Source organism: Polyangium sp. y55x31 (assembly GCF_029946505.1).
Classification (GTDB): Bacteria; Myxococcota_A; Polyangia; order Polyangiales; family Polyangiaceae; genus Polyangium.
Window position 1 is genome coordinate 13,241 of the sequence record NZ_JARZHG010000022.1, and the last position, 16,117, is coordinate 29,357.

General features: G+C 67.7%; 10 protein-coding genes. 6 read left to right on the top strand and 4 right to left on the bottom strand.

Going from position 1 to position 16,117, the window contains the following annotated elements:
- Positions 1 to 191: 191 nt before the first annotated feature.
- Both QHF84_RS30845 and QHF84_RS30850 read right to left on the bottom strand, forming a co-directional pair.
- On the bottom strand, positions 192 to 896 hold the full coding sequence (locus tag QHF84_RS30845; RefSeq protein WP_281317053.1) for a hypothetical protein: 705 nt from the start codon (positions 894 to 896) through the stop codon (positions 192 to 194).
- Between the two features lie 420 nt (positions 897 to 1,316).
- On the bottom strand, positions 1,317 to 2,186 hold the full coding sequence (locus QHF84_RS30850) for an alpha/beta hydrolase-fold protein (protein WP_281317054.1): 870 nt from the start codon (positions 2,184 to 2,186) through the stop codon (positions 1,317 to 1,319).
- A gap of 251 nt (positions 2,187 to 2,437) precedes the next feature.
- Here QHF84_RS30850 and QHF84_RS30855 point away from each other — a divergent pair, with 251 nt between their 5' ends.
- From QHF84_RS30855 to QHF84_RS30865, 3 genes are read left to right on the top strand one after another with little or no spacing between them, the layout of a single operon-like run.
- On the top strand, positions 2,438 to 2,731 hold the full coding sequence (locus QHF84_RS30855; RefSeq protein WP_281317055.1) for an acyl carrier protein: 294 nt from the start codon (positions 2,438 to 2,440) through the stop codon (positions 2,729 to 2,731).
- A complete protein-coding gene (locus QHF84_RS30860) occupies positions 2,728 to 3,678 on the top strand; it encodes a class I SAM-dependent methyltransferase (protein WP_281317056.1) in 951 nt (316 codons plus the stop codon). Before QHF84_RS30855 ends, QHF84_RS30860 begins: the two co-directional genes overlap by 4 nt.
- The gene (locus tag QHF84_RS30865; protein WP_281317057.1) at positions 3,675 to 5,330 is read left to right on the top strand and encodes an AMP-binding protein; all 1,656 of its coding nucleotides are present in this window, start codon (positions 3,675 to 3,677) and stop codon (positions 5,328 to 5,330) included. The genes QHF84_RS30860 and QHF84_RS30865 overlap by 4 nt, the downstream gene beginning before the upstream one ends.
- On the opposite strand, the gene QHF84_RS30870 is transcribed toward QHF84_RS30865, so the two are convergent.
- On the bottom strand, positions 5,322 to 5,948 hold the full coding sequence (locus QHF84_RS30870; protein WP_281317058.1) for an alpha/beta family hydrolase: 627 nt from the start codon (positions 5,946 to 5,948) through the stop codon (positions 5,322 to 5,324). The genes QHF84_RS30865 and QHF84_RS30870 overlap by 9 nt on opposite strands.
- Before the next feature lie 97 nt (positions 5,949 to 6,045).
- Here QHF84_RS30870 and QHF84_RS30875 point away from each other — a divergent pair, with 97 nt between their 5' ends.
- From QHF84_RS30875 to QHF84_RS30885, 3 genes are all read left to right on the top strand, one after another.
- Positions 6,046 to 7,230 carry an acyl-CoA dehydrogenase family protein gene (locus QHF84_RS30875; protein WP_281317059.1) on the top strand — a complete coding sequence of 395 codons (1,185 nt, stop codon included), beginning with the start codon at positions 6,046 to 6,048 and terminating at the stop codon, positions 7,228 to 7,230.
- A gap of 84 nt (positions 7,231 to 7,314) precedes the next feature.
- On the top strand, positions 7,315 to 9,912 hold the full coding sequence (locus QHF84_RS30880) for a DUF3344 domain-containing protein (protein ID WP_281317060.1): 2,598 nt from the start codon (positions 7,315 to 7,317) through the stop codon (positions 9,910 to 9,912).
- Between the two features lie 253 nt (positions 9,913 to 10,165).
- A complete protein-coding gene (locus tag QHF84_RS30885) occupies positions 10,166 to 11,077 on the top strand; it encodes a DUF4388 domain-containing protein (protein ID WP_281317061.1) in 912 nt (303 codons plus the stop codon).
- 147 nt (positions 11,078 to 11,224) lie between these two features.
- Here QHF84_RS30885 and QHF84_RS30890 read toward each other — a convergent pair whose 3' ends face one another.
- Positions 11,225 to 16,054, bottom strand: a complete 4,830-nt coding sequence (locus tag QHF84_RS30890) for a zinc-dependent metalloprotease (protein WP_281317062.1) — start codon at positions 16,052 to 16,054, stop codon at positions 11,225 to 11,227.
- Positions 16,055 to 16,117: the final 63 nt, after the last annotated feature.

Consider the following 16,117-nt stretch of genomic DNA (forward strand, 5'->3'; position numbering starts at 1 on the left):
CATCCGCCGTCGGAGCGAACGCGCCTGCCGGACGCGCGCACGTCCCGCTCGCACGCGTGGTGCGCTTGGCGGGCTCGTGGCGAGCTTGGGCTGGATGGGATCAAATGAAAAAAGCTCCCAGGAGGGCGCGTCCTGCGGGACGCGCCCTGGGAGCTTCGAGCCACGCGGCTGGGCGCGTGGAGGGACTTCGTTCAGGGGGAGACGGTGAGCTCGCCGATGGCGAACGGCCGCTCGCTCTGGTCGTAGATGTTGAGGTCGTTCGTCGCGGTGATGCTCCAGCCGTAGGAGAGGATCTCGCCCGTCGTGGCGTTCGAGTAGAGCCGGATGTAGGCCGTGCCGGGGACGTTGGCCGTGAAGCCGCTGGAGCTCCGGCGGCTGTCGGGGTACGACGCATTCTGGCCGTGCTCGCTGCCCGTGGAGTCGGCAATCGCCACCGCCCACTGCTTTGTCCCCGTGATGTACGGCGTGTAGTACGCATTCGGGGGCGTGATGTCGATCGGCTCGCCGATGATCACGGCCGCGTGGCCCGTGTACGACCCGGTGGCGTTGATCGCGAAGATCTGGCCCGCGTCGACGTCGGCGATGTTGTCGACCTCGACGAAGTTCGTGGGCGCGCCGCCGCCCGGCGGGACGATCTGCTCGTACCACTTCTGCGCGCTCAGGGTCGAGGTGCCGAAGTAGTAGAGCCACTGGCTGCTCGACCAGCCGAGCGCATCCTTGACGGCCTTCGTGACGAAGCTGCCGCCGTTGCCCGTGGTGGTGCCATTGTTCACGTACGCCGTGACGAGGTCGAGCGCCGAGCCCGCGACATCGCCGTCACCCGTGGCCCGCGCGTCCGAGGAGAAGCAGAACGCCGTCGCGATCGCAGCAGCACCGAAGAGACCGAGCTTATTCATGTGCGCACCTCAGGAAGGACGACCGGATTGGTCGTCAGGAAAATGAGAACGATGGACAACCACAGAGTGGGCATCTTCCAAATCATGGGATGCGCACTCGATAGGCGGCTCGGGTATACCCCACTGTCCAGTCAAAGGTCAAGCGGCAATCTGGAAATCGATACGCGTTCAAACGGCCCCTCACCCGGGTGCGTCGGCAGCACGAAAGCGACATGATGCAGCGCGCCGTCGCCGCGGGCACATCGCGAGGACGGGACGCTGGGCCGAGCACTTCGTTTAAGGAGTGAGGGACACGCCCGGGAGAAATGTCTCGCGCCCGCAACGTACACTACACGTGCGCCCGTGGGCGATCTTGATGACGTGTAGACGTTTACGCGCGCCGATTCCACGACCAGGACGCGGGCGGCGAGGGCACGCGGCCTAGCCTCCATTCCCCGATTCCGTCTTCTTCCGCGCATAGAGCAGCCGCAACGCATTCAATGCGCCGGGATGGTAAACGGTGCCATGCCCCTCCGCCGGAAGCGGCACATAATGCCATATCAGCCCCGGAGGCGCATGCCGGCGCAGGATCCCCGCCATCCGCTCTGTTTGCTCGGTATTGTCCTCGACGCCGCCGACCGTCAGGTACAGCGTCTTGCCCTGCGCCGATAGCATCTTCAAGCGCGGCTCGGCCTGCGCGAGCAAGAAACCATCGTTCCACCAGAGGCTCGGGCTCACCGCGATGTACGTCCCGAACAATGCGGGGTCCTCGAAAAACGTCTCCAGGACGAACAGCCCCGCCAGCGACTCCCCCATGAGCCCGCGCTCCCCATTGCTCCGATACTCACGCTCGATCCTCGGCACGAGCTCGTCCTTCAGGAAGGCGCGGAACCTGGCCGAGCCGCCGACGCGCGGCGCGATCGCCTTGTCCTTTTCGTTCTCCGTGGGGCCGGTCAAATCGCGCCTTCGCTCGGTGTTCTCGATTCCGATCACGATCACCGGCCGCATGATCTCGTTCGCCACGGAGACCTGGACGATGCCTGTGATGTGGTGAAAATCCTCCGCCGCGCCGCCGTCGAGCAGATACATCACCGGGTATCGCTCGCGGCTCTCGGCATAGTCCGGCGGCAGGTACACCGTGATCCGCCGCTTTTCGCCGAGCGCCGCCGAGTCCATGACGAACGAACGTCCGATGACGATGGCGTCGGCGTCCGGCGGCGCGGGCGCATGGCTCGGCTCGGGGCCGCGGGCAGCGCAGCCGACGAGGGTCAGGCAAGAGCCGAAGGTCACCGCAAAGAGGAGATGGCGCATCGGGCGCCACCATATCCTCGTCGCTCGCGCCACGAAAGCCCGTGTGTCACGTTCGCGTACGCCGTCCGCCATCCCGGCAATGTTTCGCCGAAGCCATACGGCCGCGCCAATGCTGCGCGAGCAAGATCCGCGCGAATTGGGCATTGGCTGCGCACGCACCCGGTACGTCCAGCGTCCACACGGAGGCCCGCGGCGTGGCCTCCAACTTGCCAGGCGCCGTGACCGTATCTTTCCGCACCAAGGAGCTTTGCGTGGCTACCAATCTTTCCATTCCCGACGCCATCGTCAATGACGTCCGCCGCATCATCGCCGAGACCCTTCGCCTGCCCGTGGAGCAGGTGGCGCTCGACGCGCGGCTCGACGAGGCGCGCCTCGGCATCGATTCCCTCGGGCTCATCAAGCTGAACGTCGCGCTCGAAGAGGCGTTCGACATCACGCTGCCCGATTTCACCATGCCCGAGCAGCCGCACATCCGCTCCGTGGGCGACGTGGCCGCGCTCGTCGCCGAAAAGGTCTCCGCGCAGGCGAACGGAGGTGCGCGATGATCTCGACCGCGCATACCCGCCCCGAGCGCGAGGCCATGGAGCGCTCGCCCGCGGAGCAACGCGAGCACGAGCGCCGCGTCGTGGCCGAGCACTACCAGCACGACGTGGAGATCTTCTCGATGGTGCTCGATAGCCGCCTCGCGTATGCGACCGGCGTCTTCGTGAGCCCCGACGAGGACCTGGAGACCGCCCAGGCGCGCAAATTCGCCCGCATCCAGGCCAAGCTCGACATCCAGCCCGGCGAGCGTGTCCTCGACGTCGGCTGCGGGTGGGGCAGCAATCTCTTGTATCTCGCCGAGCATACCCAGGGCGAATTCTTCGGGATCACGCTGAGCGAGCGGCAACGCGAGGAGGCGCTCCGCCGCGCGCGCCTCGCCGGCGTCGCCGACCGCGTCCACATCGACGTCAAACACATCGAGGATCTCGCCCTCGAGCCCGCATCGTTCGACGTGGTGCTCTTCAGCGGCAGCATCGTCCACATGCACAACCGCGAGGAGATCCACCGCACGGTCGCCCGGATCCTCCGCCCCTCCGGGCGCTTGCTCATCTCGGATTGTTATTATCCCGCCGAGCACCGCGGGGATCGCGAGAGCACGGCGACGGATTACATCTTCGTCGAGGCGCTCGGATATTGCCGCCTCCTCCACCTCAGTGAGGAGCTCGCGTTCATCGAGCGCGCGGGGCTCGACATCTGCCATGTCGAGGACCTCACGAGCTCGTACGCCCTCACGCTGGAGCGCTGGATCGACAACGTGCGCAAGAACCGCCGCCGCATCGAGGCGATCTCGCCGGGTTTCTCGAGGCTCCTGCAGCAGTACATGACCGTCGCCAAGCTCTCGTTCGCGCGGCGCACGGCGCTCGAATACATGATCCTGGCGACGCGGGGCCGGCCGCGGGCCGAGGCCGCGTGGTTCCCCATCGTTCCGCGCGACAAGGGGGTCCGATGAATACGAGGACCCTCGCCGGGCTGCTCCGCCGCCGCGCCGAAGCGAGGAGCGACGAGGTCGCGATTCGATTCAAGGAGGATTCCGGATTCGAGGCGTGGACCTGGCTCCAGTTCTGGGAACGAGCCGTGCGCATCGCGGCAGGGCTCCGCGAGTCGGGCGTGCGGCCCGGCGACCGCGTGCTCGTGCTCGTACCCGAGGTGAAGGCCGCGGTCACGACGCTCTTCGGAATCTGGTCGCTCGGCGCGGTGCCCATTCCCATCGGGCTCCCGTTCCGGCTGACCAACATCGAGGGATTTCTCGAGCAGCTCCGCAAAACAGCGGAGAAGCTCTCCGCGCGGGCGCTCGTCACCTCGCGCGCGCTCACGGCCTTCGCCGGCGCGCCGGGGCCGGTTCGGGTCCTCTGCGCCGAGGAGCTGTCGATTGCGCCGCATGGCTTTTCGCCCGATCCCGACGCGGCCCCCGGGCCCGCTTTGATCCAGCTCACGAGCGGGAGCACAGGGCATCCGCGCGGCGTCGTCCTCGGGCACGAGCGCCTGATGCTGCACATGGCGTGCATGAGCGAGGCACTACCGAGCCACGCGGAATCGGTGGCCGTCTCGTGGCTACCGCTGCACCACGACATGGGCCTCATCGGCGGACTGCTTTTTCCTTTCTACAATGGGTTTGTCGCGAACATGCTGGCGCCGCAAGATTTCCGGTCGCGGCCGCTCGCCTGGCTGGAGGCGATGTCCTCGCTGCGGGCGACGATCTGCGCGGCGCCGCCCTCGGCCTATGCGCTCGTCCTGCGGCTCGCGCGGCGCGCCGCGGAGGCGGGGCTCGACCTTCGGCCGTGGGAATGCGCGATGATCGGCGCGGAGCCCATTTCACCCGGGCTCTTGCGGCGCTTCGCCGAGGCCTTCCGCCCCGTGGGGTTCCGCGCGGAGGCGTTTTTCCCGGTGTATGGCCTCGCCGAGGCCACCGTCGCCGTGAGCTTTCCGAAGCTGCTCGCGCCGTCGCGTTTCGCCGTCGTGGATCGCGAGACGCTCGAGCGGACCGGGCGCGCCATCGCGACCGAGCCGGGCCCGCACGCGCTCGAGCTCGTCTGCGTGGGGCGGCCGATTCCGCAGACCGACGTGCGTATCACGGGCGAAGACGGCGAGAGCCTGCCCGAGCGGCAGGTGGGCGAAATCGAGGTCCGCGCGCCGTCCTTGATGCACGAATACCTCGACGATCCGGCGGCGACCGCGGCCGTGTTCCGGGACGATCATTTGCGCACCGGAGACCTCGGATATCTCGACGGAGGCGAGCTCTTCGTCACGGGGCGGAAGAAGGATCTCATCATCAAGGGCGGGCACAACCTGCTTCCCTCGGTGATCGAGGAGATCGTCTCCGAGGTCGAGGACGTGCGGAGCGGGTGCGTCGTGGCCGTCGGCGTTCGCGCGGAGGCGGACGAGACCGAGCTCGTCTACGTGATCGCGGAGACGAAGCTCGATCCGACCGCCCAAGACGCGCTCGGCGAGCGGGTGCGCGCCGCGCTGCTTTCGCGCGGAATCGGCGTCGATCGCGTGGTGTTCGTGCCCCCCGGGATCTTGCCGAAGACCACGAGCGGCAAGCTGCGGCGGCGCGCGGTCGCCGAGGCGCTCGCGCAAGGGCGCTCGCTCGAATCAGCCTGAAGCGCGCAGGGCGAATCCGGAAATCTTCTCCATCATCGTCTCCAGGTGCTCCGCGAGGGAATGGTTTGCCCCGGGGATCACCTCCAGCGTGACCGGGCCGGGAAGCTCGCGTACGAGCGTGCGGACCGTTTCGATCTCTCCCCATTCGTCGCGATCGCCCTGGATCAGCAGCAGGGGTTTCCGTGTCTCGCGGAGGTACGAGAAATCATAAACGTTGATGGGGATCCCGATGCCGATCAGCGCCTTCACCCGTGGATCCATCGCGCCGGCCCGCAGGCCGACCCAGGCGCCGAAGGAATACCCCGCGACGAGGAGGTGAGGATGTTCGGGGGCGAGGAAATTGATGGCCGCGCGGGTATCGTCCGCCTCGCCCACGCCTTCGTCGAAATGGCCCTCGCTCGCCTCGACGCCGCGAAAATGGAAGCGTAACACCGTGGCTCCCGCGCCGTGGAGGGCGCGCGTGGCCCGGGAGACGACCTTGTTGTAGAAGGTGCCGCCGAAGCGCGGGTGAGGATGGCAAACCACGGCCGCCGCCCGAGGGCTCGGGTGGCGCTTGAGCACGGCCTCGATGCGGCCAGCCGGGCCAGGAAGGAAAAATGTGCCGTCGAGGGGGCGCATGCAGCATCCATAACACGTGGATTGTCGCGATCGTGAGGGCGCGCGCCGCGACGCCCCTTCCCCGCGCTCGCCATCCGGGCTACACACGCCGAAGATCATGACGCCCCAAGAGCCGCTCTCGCTCGACGCCCTCACCGCCATCGACGGCCTCCTCACGGACGAGGAGCGCCTCATCCGCGACACCGTGCGCAGGTTCGTGCGCGAGCGGTATCTGCCGCGCGCCGCCGAGCTCTTCGCGAAGGAGCAGTTTGCGGTAGACCTCATCCCCGAGATCGCCGCGATGGGCCTGCTCGGCGCCTCCCTCAAGGGATACGGCTGCGCCGGCATGAATGCCGTCTCCTACGGCCTCGCGCTCGCCGAGCTCGAGTACGGCGACAGCGGGCTGCGGAGCTTCGTCAGCGTCCAGGGCTCGCTCGCGATGTACCCGATCTGGCGCTTCGGCTCCGAGGAACAGAAAAACAAATACCTGCCGAAAATGGCCGCCGCCGAGCTCATCGGCTGCTTCGGCCTCACGGAGCCCGATGCCGGCAGCGATCCGGGCTCGATGAAGACGCGCGCGCGCCTCGACGGGGATTCGTACGTGCTCACGGGGACGAAGATGTGGATCACGAGCGCGCCGATCTGCGATCTCGCCGTGGTATGGGCGAAGGTCGACGACGGCGACGCCTCGTCCATCCGCGGGTTCATCGTCGAGCGCGGGACGAAGGGCTTCGAGACGCCCACGATCCACGGAAAAATGAGCCTGCGCGCGAGCCCCACGGGCGAGATCGTCCTCAACGAGGCGCGTGTTCCCAAGGAAAACGTGCTCCCGGGCGTGGTCGGGCTCAAGGGGCCGCTCTCCTGCCTCACGCAAGCGCGCTTCGGCATCTCCTGGGGCGCGCTCGGCGCCGCGCGCGCCTGTTACGAGGCCGCGGTCGCGTACACGCGCGAGCGCGTGCAGTTCGGAAAACCCGTGGCGGGAAAGCAGCTCGTGCAGGAGCAAATCGTGGAGATGGCCATGGACATCGCGAAAGGCCAGATCCTCGCGCTCCATTACGGTCGGCTCAAGGACGCGGGCAGCATCACGCCCGTTCAGGTCTCCTTCTGCAAGAAGAACAACGTGGGCCTCGCGCTGCGCGCCGCCCGCAAGGCGCGCGGCCTGCTCGGCGGAAACGGCATCCTGCTCGACTACCCCGTCATTCGCCACGCGCTGAACCTCGAGAGCGTCTACACCTACGAAGGCACGGACGAGGTGCACACGCTGATCCTGGGCAACGCGCTGACCGGTCATAACGCATTCTGAGCGCGCCGCGAGGGCCGCGATCGCGCCCAAAAAGAATGCGCTCGGCGGGTGACCTCTGGCATGATGGAATGCGAGGTCCTTGCCATGTCCACGCGCTCCCCTTCCCCGCCCCGGCGTAGCTTTCTCGGCCGGTCTGGCCTCGCCGCCCTCCTCGGCGCGGCGGCCCTCGCAGCCCTCCCCTCCGGGACGGCGTTCGCCGCTCCCAAGCTGCGAAAGCAGTTCGACGGCCACGGCGATTTTCGACTGATCGGCAATACGCTCGGCTACGAGTGCGGCAACGTCGGGGTCGCGCCGCTCGTCGGCGAGGTGGCCTGCAACGGCAGCGGCGACGGCGCCCCCGATATCCACTGGCGCGCGGACGCGCCCGCCCCCGGCACCGCGAGCGCCTCCGAGAGCGTCGCCGTGGCCGATCAGCGCTCGACCGCCGTGCTCACGCTGCCGCCCGGCGCGACCGTGACCTACGCCCGCCTCTACTGGGGCGCGCGCTGGGACAACAATGGCACGGCCGACACGAGCGTGACGCTGGAGCGCCCCGGCTCGTTTTCCCAGACGCTCACCGCCGACGACAGCCTCGTGAGCACGAACGTCTCGGGCGGCGTGACCGAGTATTTCTACCAGTCCACCGCGGACGTGACCGCGCTCGTGGCAGCCCAGGGCGGCGGCGCGTACCGGCTCTCCGGCGTCGACTCGATCAGCTTCGTCGGCCTCGTGCAAGACCGGCTCTTCGCCGGGTGGTGGCTCGTCGTGTTCTACGAGCTGCCCTCGGAGAAACCGCGCCACCTCGCGCTGCACGACGGCTTCGATCGGATCGGCGTCACGCCGCAGACGCTCGCGCTCTCGGGCTTCACCGTCCCCGGCGCGGCCATCGACGGCAAGCTCGCCGTCATCGCCTACGAGGGCGACGTCGCGAGCTCCGCCGGCCAGAACGATTACCTGCGCTTCGGCGCGGGCGTGCTCGGCGCCGCGGACGACGTCATCGACGCGCAGAACCCGATGGGCAACTTCTTCAACGCCTCGCGATCGTGGCTCGGCACGGCCGTCAGCACAAACGGCGATCTGCCGAAGCTCACGGGCGGGCCCGGCAGCATGGCCGGCATCGATCTCGACGTGGTCGACATCTCCACGAAGATCACGGCCGGCCAGAAGACCGCGAACGTGCAGGTCGGCAATGCTTCGGGTGCAAACGATATCTTCTGGATCGGCGGCTTCGTCTCGTCGATCACCACGCTGCTGCCCGATTTCTCGACCTCGACGAAGACCGCGTCGGACGTGAACGCCGGCAAGCTCGTCGTCGGCGACGAGCTCGAATACGCGATCGCCGTGACGAACAGCGGCAACGACGCGTCGATCAACACGCGCCTCGACGATCAGTTGCCCGTCGGCGTGTCGTTCGTCCCGGGCTCGCTCGAGATCGTGCAAGGCGCGAACGCAGGGCCGAAGACGGAGCAAGCGGGCGACGATCAGGGCGAGTACACGGCCGCCACGCGCACGGTCACGGTGCGCCTCGGCGCGGGCGCGAACGCGATCACGGGCGGCGAGATGGCCCCGGGCGAGACGGCGCTCGTGCGCTTCCGCGTGAAGGTCGAGCCGAACGCGCCCGCGACGCTCTCGAACCAGGCGACGGTCAGCGGCGAAGGCAAGCAAGGCGCGCCGTACACGTCCTTCCCGACCGACGGCAACGGCGTGTCGCCGGGCAATCCGCCCACGGTCGTGGTGATCGAGGAGTGCATGGCGAACGCCGATTGCGGCGGCGCGACGCCGATCTGCGACACGTCGAGCGATCCGAACGAGTGCGTGGGCTGCACCGAGGACAGCCAGTGCCCCGGCGACAAACCCGTCTGCCATCCGGCGCAGAAGCAGTGCATCTGCGTGCCCTCGGGCATGGAGACGTGCGACACGATCGACAACGACTGCGACGGGACGATCGACGAGGGCTGCAACGACGCCGACGGCGACGGGCTGCCCGACGACGTCGAGGTGGTACTCGGCACGGACCCGAACGACGCCGACACGGACAACGACGGCGTGCCCGACGGGCAAGAGCCGCTGCCAGGCGACGACACCGACGGCGACGGGCTCATCAACGCGCTCGACCCCGACAGCGACGGCGACGGGATCTTCGACGGCACGGAGATGGGCCACGACTGCAGCGGTCCCGGGACGAACCCCGCCGCAGGGAACTGCGTGCCCGACGCGGACATGGGCGCGACGACGACCGATCCGCTCGACCCCGACACGGACAACGGCGGCATCCCCGACGGCGAGGAGGACAAGGACAAGGACGGCGCCGTCGATCCGGGAGAAGGTGACCCGAATGAGCCGAGCGACGACACGGTCAGCTCGGGCTCCGGCGGCATGGGCGGCGCAGGTGGTGCCGGTGGCGCAGGCGGCGCAGGTGGTGCCGCAGGCGCAGGCGGCGCAGGTGGTGCCGGCGGCGCAGGCGGTGCAGGCGGATCCGCGGGCGCCGGTGGCGCAGGTGGCGCAGGTGGTGCCGCAGGCGCAGGCGGAAGCGGCGGACAAGGCGGAGCCGCGGGCAGCGGCGGACAAGCGCCCCCGGAAGGCTTCCTGATCACCGGCGGCGCATGCTCGACCGGCAAGGCGCCGTCGTCGACGGATCCGCTCGCCTGGGCCCTCGGTCTCGCAGGCGCGGCGCTCGCGCTGCGAAGGCGCCGGAGCCGTTAGCCGCACCCCCGTCCCGCACGCCCGAAAGGGGGTGCGGGGCGCGATCGTGGCGAGCCCACCACACGTGAAATCGACTTCGCGTCGTGCGCGCGAGCTTCCGCGGCGTCACGATCTCCGCGGAAACGCAGGGCCCCGGGCCCTACGCCCGCGTCGTTTTGATGGATGACCCCAAGGGTCTCACGATGCACAATGTCGGACCGAGCGTGGCAGTAGCGCGTGCTCGGTTTCCACGCACATGGAACAAGCTCCACACATGACGTCTCCGTCGCGGCTCGTTCTGCGCTTCATCTCGGGAAAGTACCAGGGTGGCGAGATCCCGCTGCAGGACGCGCAGGAGCTCGTCGTCGGGCGCGCGAGCGACGCGGGCATCGTCCTCGTCGAGGAGATGGTCTCGCGCAAACACGCGCGCTTCTTGCTCTCGAACACGGACCTCACGATCGAGGATCTCGGCTCGACGAACGGCACGTTCGTGAACGGCGAGAAGATCCAGAAGAGCGCGCTCAAAGAAGGCGACCGCGTGCTCATCGGCACGAGCATCCTCAAGGTGGTCTCGGCCGAGACCGCCGCCGCCTCGCGTCGCAAGATGGAGCCGCCCCGCCCCTCCGTGGCGCCCCGCGGCCCCGCGCGCTCGATGTCCGGCGCGATCGAGGAGATCCCGCTGCCCGATCTCCTGCAGCTCCTCGGCACCTCGAAGAAGAGCGGCGTCCTCGTGATCACGTCGGACGACGACGTCGGAAAGATCTTCCTGCACCGAGGCATCGTCACGTACGCCGAGATCAACGAGGACGACGTGCCGCCGCTGAAGGCCGCGATCCGCATCCTCGCGTGGACACGCGGGACGTTCGACTTCGACCCGCCCGAGGAGCGCACGCTGCCGGTGACGATCAACCTGTCCGTGCAGGAGCTGCTGATGGAGGGCCTGCGGCAGATCGACGAGCTCAACGCGCTCCGGCACAAGCTGCCGGATCTCGATACGCGGCTCCTCGTGCCGCACCCGCTCGGGCCCGCGCTGCGTGAGCTCTCGCCGACGGAGATCGAGGTCTTCCAGCTCGCGTACAACCACGGGCACCTCGCCCTCGTGCTGAACAAGAGCCAGGCGACGGACCTCGACACGACGCAAGCCGTCATCAAGCTGATCAACGCCGGCTATCTGCGGAAGGGCTGATACGCCCGGACGAACGCGCGCCCGGACAAACCGGCGGCGCAAAGAAAAAGGCCACGGGAGCGAATCCCGTGGCCTTTTCGTTTTGAAAGGTCCCCTCACCCCCGGCCCCTCTCCCGAAGGAGAGGGGTGGGGGGAAGGCGTCTTCGATCAGTCGTAGATGCCCTTCATCGTCGGGTCGGCGAGGCCGTACGCCGCGAGGGCCTGACGGATGAAGAACGGCACCTCGACGTAACGCGAGAGCTTGACGCAAGCGCGGTTCGCCGTGCAGGTGCAGCCCGTGTTGTCGTTGGCGGTGCAACGATCGGCCGACGACTGGATCGTCGAGTCGAACTTGACGAGCGGCGCGCCGTAGTTCGGCGACGTCGCGTCACTGTTGATCCGCGCCTTGTACCAGTCGACCGTGCCGTCGTTGTCGTAGTCGACCTCGTCGACCACGTACGCCTGCTGGAGCAGATCGTTCGCGTACTGGAGGACGCGCGCCGAGATGCCCTTCTGAACGGTCTTCTCGTACTTCGTGCCCGCGAAGAGGACCTCGGTGCCGAAGGACTTGGCGATGTACACCTTGCCCGTCGGATCGTGGAACTCGATGCGGTTGCCGAACTCGGGATCGCCGTCCACGCCCTGCTCCCACAGGCGGAGCATGTTGATCCACCACTGCTGCTGGTTCTCGGGCAGGTAGTTCATCGTCCAGGCGATCAGGAACTTCTGCTGCTCCCAGCCGATCTGGCCGTCGATGGGCATGAGCGTGTCGACGTTGACCGCCTCGCCCTCGAAGACACCCGGATCCCAGCCGACCGCCGAGCAGACCGTCGACCCCTGGCCGGGGAAGCAGACCTGCGGGCCCTCCGCCGGCCACCAGCTCGTCCAGCCGAGCGGCGTCGTCGGGAACTTCTGCGGATCGGTGATGGGCGAGTTGTTGTTCGCCTTGACCCACGCGCCCTTGAGCATGTCGTCGCCGGTCAGGTTGTTGCCCAGCCACCGGCGATACCCCTCGGGGAAGACGTCCGCGAGCGAGACCGCGCGGTAACGAGCGTCGAGGAAGTCCTGGCGCGAGGCGCTGATGAAGTTGTCGACCGACTCGGTCATCAGCATCGAGGCCCAGGCCTTGTCGTAATACGACCCGGCGTTGATCGTGTACTCGGAGTCGTAGTCGTTGCCCTTGTCGTCCGCGAGGCGGTTCTCGAGCGGCTTGCCGCCGATGCCGATCGACGCAGGACCCGCGGGGCTGTTGTCCGAGCGATACCCCGTGGCGCCGTTCGGCACGACGAGGACCGTGGGACCCGGCTGCGAGTAGATGTCGTCCGTCGAGCGGATGACGAGGTCGTTCGCGACCTTCTGGTGATCGCCGGGCTGCGGGCGAGCGACCTGGCGCGCGAAGTGATCGAACGCGAGGCCCGAGGCCAGGATGTTGTCCTGGTAGAACTGCTTCGCGATCGAAGGCCACTCCGAGTTGAAGTCGAAGCCGCTCTCGAGCGCGAAGTCACGGTAGATGTTCACGAGCAGGCCGAGGCCCTTGGCCGCATCGCGCATCTTCGTGTTGTACCGCTCGAGCGTGCGCATCGCCGAAGCGCGGACGCTGAAGCTCTGCCGGTTGCGGCGGTAGTTGTCGAAGATGTGCCCGACTTCCTGCTGCGTGATGAAGAAGTTGAAGAGCTCGTAGACGTCGGCGCCGTTGTCGTGGCGGTAGACGGCGACGTTGCCGAGGTCGGCCCAGCGGTCCGTGGCGAAGCCGTAGGGGACGCGCGTGCGCTTCGCCGGATCGACGGAGCTCCAGCGACGGCCGAAGTCCACGCCGTTGTCGCGCATCGACTGCCACGGCATGTAGTCGACCTTGCGCATCTTGCACTTGGAGTACTCGCCGTTGACCTTGACGATCAGGCCGTCGAGCAGCGGGTCCCACTTGCCGAGGCGACCCTCGTCCCAGTCGGACGGCTTCATGCGCTGCACTTGCTCCTCCGTGAGCGAGGTGCAGCTCGCCGCGTCGAGCATCTTCCACGTCCGCTGGAGCTGGGAGTAGTGGATGTTCGCGCTGCCGTTCGACGTGTACTGGTAGCCGATGATGCCGCCGAAGCCGTCCATCTTGTCGAGGGCGGCGCGGCCGAGCGGTTTGTCGGCGTTCATGTCCGGGTCCGCATGCACCGCGACCGTCTGGCCGTAGAACATGCGCGCCGCGGCGAAGTCGTACGCGGAGAGGCCGATGAAGTCCTGCGTGACCTCACCGCCGTACTCCATGATCGACTGGTGCATGAACATCGTGATCAGCTGATCACGCTCGTTCGCCGTGACCTGGTCGAAGTAACGCGGCCCGATGCAGGTCTCGCTGTCGGCCTCGTTCTTGAGGTCGTTGCACGCCGCCGTGACCTTGCCGTTCTTCGTGCGGAGCTGCCAGTACTGCGGGCGGAAGCCCCAGGCATCCGACGAGCTCACGAAGTTGTGGCGCAGGCCGATGGAGTGACCCATCTCGTGCGCGATGACCGAGTAGTGCGCCTTCTGCGCGATCCAGTTGCGGATCGCCTCGGCGCGGTCGAGCTGGTCCTGCTTCGAGTTCGCCATCGGATCCGCGAACGTGCCGTACGGCGCGCCCGTGCGGGGGTTGATGGCGTCCTTGAACTTCGCCTGGATCGCCTTGTCGAGCGAGGTCAGGCCGATCGGCGAGGGGAAGGTCGCCTGCATGATGCACATGCCGCGCTCGGCGAGGGCGATCTCCTTCATGCGCGCGATATCACGCTGCACCTGCGGGTGGTTGCCGCGCAGAGGCGAAGCGAAGTTCATCACGGCGTCGTTCAGCGGGAGCTTCTCCGTGCCGGCGAGCTGCTGCATCGCCTTCGTCGTGAGCTCCGCCTCCATCGGCGAGCCCGCCGCGTGCTGGCGGCGCGCCTCGTACACCGGGCGGTTGGCCGAGGGCGCGAGCGCGTCGGCGCGCACGTCCCGGACCATCTGCTTCACGTTCTCGAGCGACTCGGCGAACTCGGGCTTCGACACGATCGAGCCCTCGCCGCTCTCGACGGCCTTCATCTTGTCCGGCATGACGCCCGCCGCGCCGAGCACGCGACGCGAGAGGTCCGCCTGGCTCATCTGCGGCAGCACGCCCGTGCCGCCCGCCGCCTCGCTGGCGACCGCCCAGTCCTTGACGTACGTGCCCTCGGTGACCTGGTCGGTCGAGAGCTCGCCGTTCAGGTACCGCATCTGATCGACGATGCCCTGGCTGAAGAGGTCCGTGACGTGCGACCAGACGTTCGCGCTCGCCGCGATCTTCTCGCCCGTGAGCGGATCGTCCGAGTCCGTCATGATGCCCCACGGCGAGGGCGTCTGCGGCGTCGGGATGACGTTGATCTGGTGGTAGCGCAGGTCGCCCATGCGCACCGTGCGCCCCGCCGGGCCGCAGGCCGGATCGTCGGTCTCGAGGACCGGGCTGTGGCAGAGCATGATCATCTGCGGCATCTTCGCGACCGCGATCACGCCCGGATCGATGCCGCGCTCGGCGCCGAGCTGATCCGCGATCGCCTCGCAGTTGCGGCCGTCGTTCGTCTTGCCGGCACGGCAAGCGTCGACCTCGCGGGAGAGCTGGATCAGATCCCAGTTGTCGTCCATCTGGCCGCGGTACATCGGGAACTGGCCGTCGCACGCCCCGGGATCACCGCCCGTCGCCTTGCACTCGGCGTTGCGCGAGGACATGACCGCCGCGCGCATCGCGACGTCCCACTCGTGCGTCGCCCAGTCGGTCGACTCGAAGTAGGATTGGTCCGACTCCGCGGTGTAGTACCAGGGCTGCGGGACCTCCTTGCGAAGGCGATACGGCAGCGTGCAGCGCTGCTTGAACTCGTCGCAACGCGAGCCCGCCACGCCCGTCCGCTGCGTGACCTCTTCGCACTCGTCCTCGGTGCCGTTGCCGTCCGCGTCGCGGTGCGGATCGTCGCCCGAGAACGTCTTCTCGGGGACGAAGCACTTCACCTCGCCCGTCATCTTCTCGGGATCGGCGTAGTAGTGGCTGCGCTCCCAGATGTTGTAACGCGCGGCGAAGCGGTACCACTTGTCGTCGCTCATGCCGTAGTTGCGGGCGTAGCCCGAGCGATCGACGGTGAACGCGCCGTACGCGCTGAAGCGCTTGCCGTCCCAGTTGACCGGCTCGTAGTCGCGATCGACCACGCGGCGGAAGGACTGGCGAATCGTGAGCTCGACGGGGTTGCAGGTGCCGGAGGGCGCCGAACCGCCGAAGAAATCGTTGTCGAGGAAGCAGGCCGGGAACTTGTCGATGCCCCAGCCGAGGTGGCTGAGGTCGATCATCTTGGGCTTCGCGAACGCCTTGTTCGTGACGTCGAAGTAGCCCGTCTCGGGATCGAAGTGCGGCGCGTCGGGATCGTTCGGATCGCTGACGTAGTAGTCCATCGGCTCGTACTCGACGCCGCCGTAGACGCCGAGCATCGACAGCGTGTCGAAGTCGTACGAGTCGGTGTTCTTGTTCCGGCTCCAGTCGACGCGGAAGTACTCGCGCTCGTACCAGGGCTTGTCCGAGGAGTTCTCGACGAGGACGTTCAGCTCTTCGCCCGTCGTCGGGTTGTACTCGTAGCGAATGTCGAAGTGCGACACGATCGGGTACGCGACCACGATCACGCCTTGATCCGTCGACGGGCCCACGCCCTTCTTGCCGTCGGAATCCTGGATGCGCTCGTAGCTCAAGCGCCCGATCAGGAGGTCCTCCGTGATCTGCCACTTCAAGCGCGCGACGGGCTGCGCGTACGTGGACGTGAACAAGCCGTCCTGCGCCGCGCCGTAGCCGACGTCGACCACCGTGCCCTGGGTCCAGAACTCGGGGTTGTCCGCGTCGCTATGCAGGTCTTCACCGACGAAGAACGACTTCGCCAGCGCGTTCGCCTGCACGCGGTTGATGGGGTCTCGCTCCTCGGCGCACCCGAGCGCCCCACCAGCGAGGAGCCCGAGGGTGGCCACGAAGGCGACCCGTAACCTCATCCATCTCATCGAAGGTCCTCCTTGCACTGCCGATCCGAAGCCCGCCGAAAGCCCACGCGAGCGGGTACCTGC

Excerpts from the sequence above, each read along its gene's own strand:
- QHF84_RS30845 (WP_281317053.1), bottom strand. The coding sequence starts at position 896 with ATGAATAAGCTCGGTCTCTTCGGTGCTGCTGCGATCGCGACGGCGTTC.
- QHF84_RS30850 (WP_281317054.1), bottom strand. The coding sequence starts at position 2,186 with ATGCGCCATCTCCTCTTTGCGGTGACCTTCGGCTCTTGCCTGACCCTC.
- QHF84_RS30860 (WP_281317056.1), top strand. The coding sequence starts at position 2,728 with ATGATCTCGACCGCGCATACCCGCCCCGAGCGCGAGGCCATGGAGCGC.
- QHF84_RS30865 (WP_281317057.1), top strand. The coding sequence starts at position 3,675 with ATGAATACGAGGACCCTCGCCGGGCTGCTCCGCCGCCGCGCCGAAGCG.
- QHF84_RS30870 (WP_281317058.1), bottom strand. The coding sequence starts at position 5,948 with ATGCGCCCCCTCGACGGCACATTTTTCCTTCCTGGCCCGGCTGGCCGC.
- QHF84_RS30875 (WP_281317059.1), top strand. The coding sequence starts at position 6,046 with ATGACGCCCCAAGAGCCGCTCTCGCTCGACGCCCTCACCGCCATCGAC.
- QHF84_RS30880 (WP_281317060.1), top strand. The coding sequence starts at position 7,315 with ATGTCCACGCGCTCCCCTTCCCCGCCCCGGCGTAGCTTTCTCGGCCGG.
- QHF84_RS30885 (WP_281317061.1), top strand. The coding sequence starts at position 10,166 with ATGACGTCTCCGTCGCGGCTCGTTCTGCGCTTCATCTCGGGAAAGTAC.
- QHF84_RS30890 (WP_281317062.1), bottom strand. The coding sequence starts at position 16,054 with ATGAGATGGATGAGGTTACGGGTCGCCTTCGTGGCCACCCTCGGGCTC.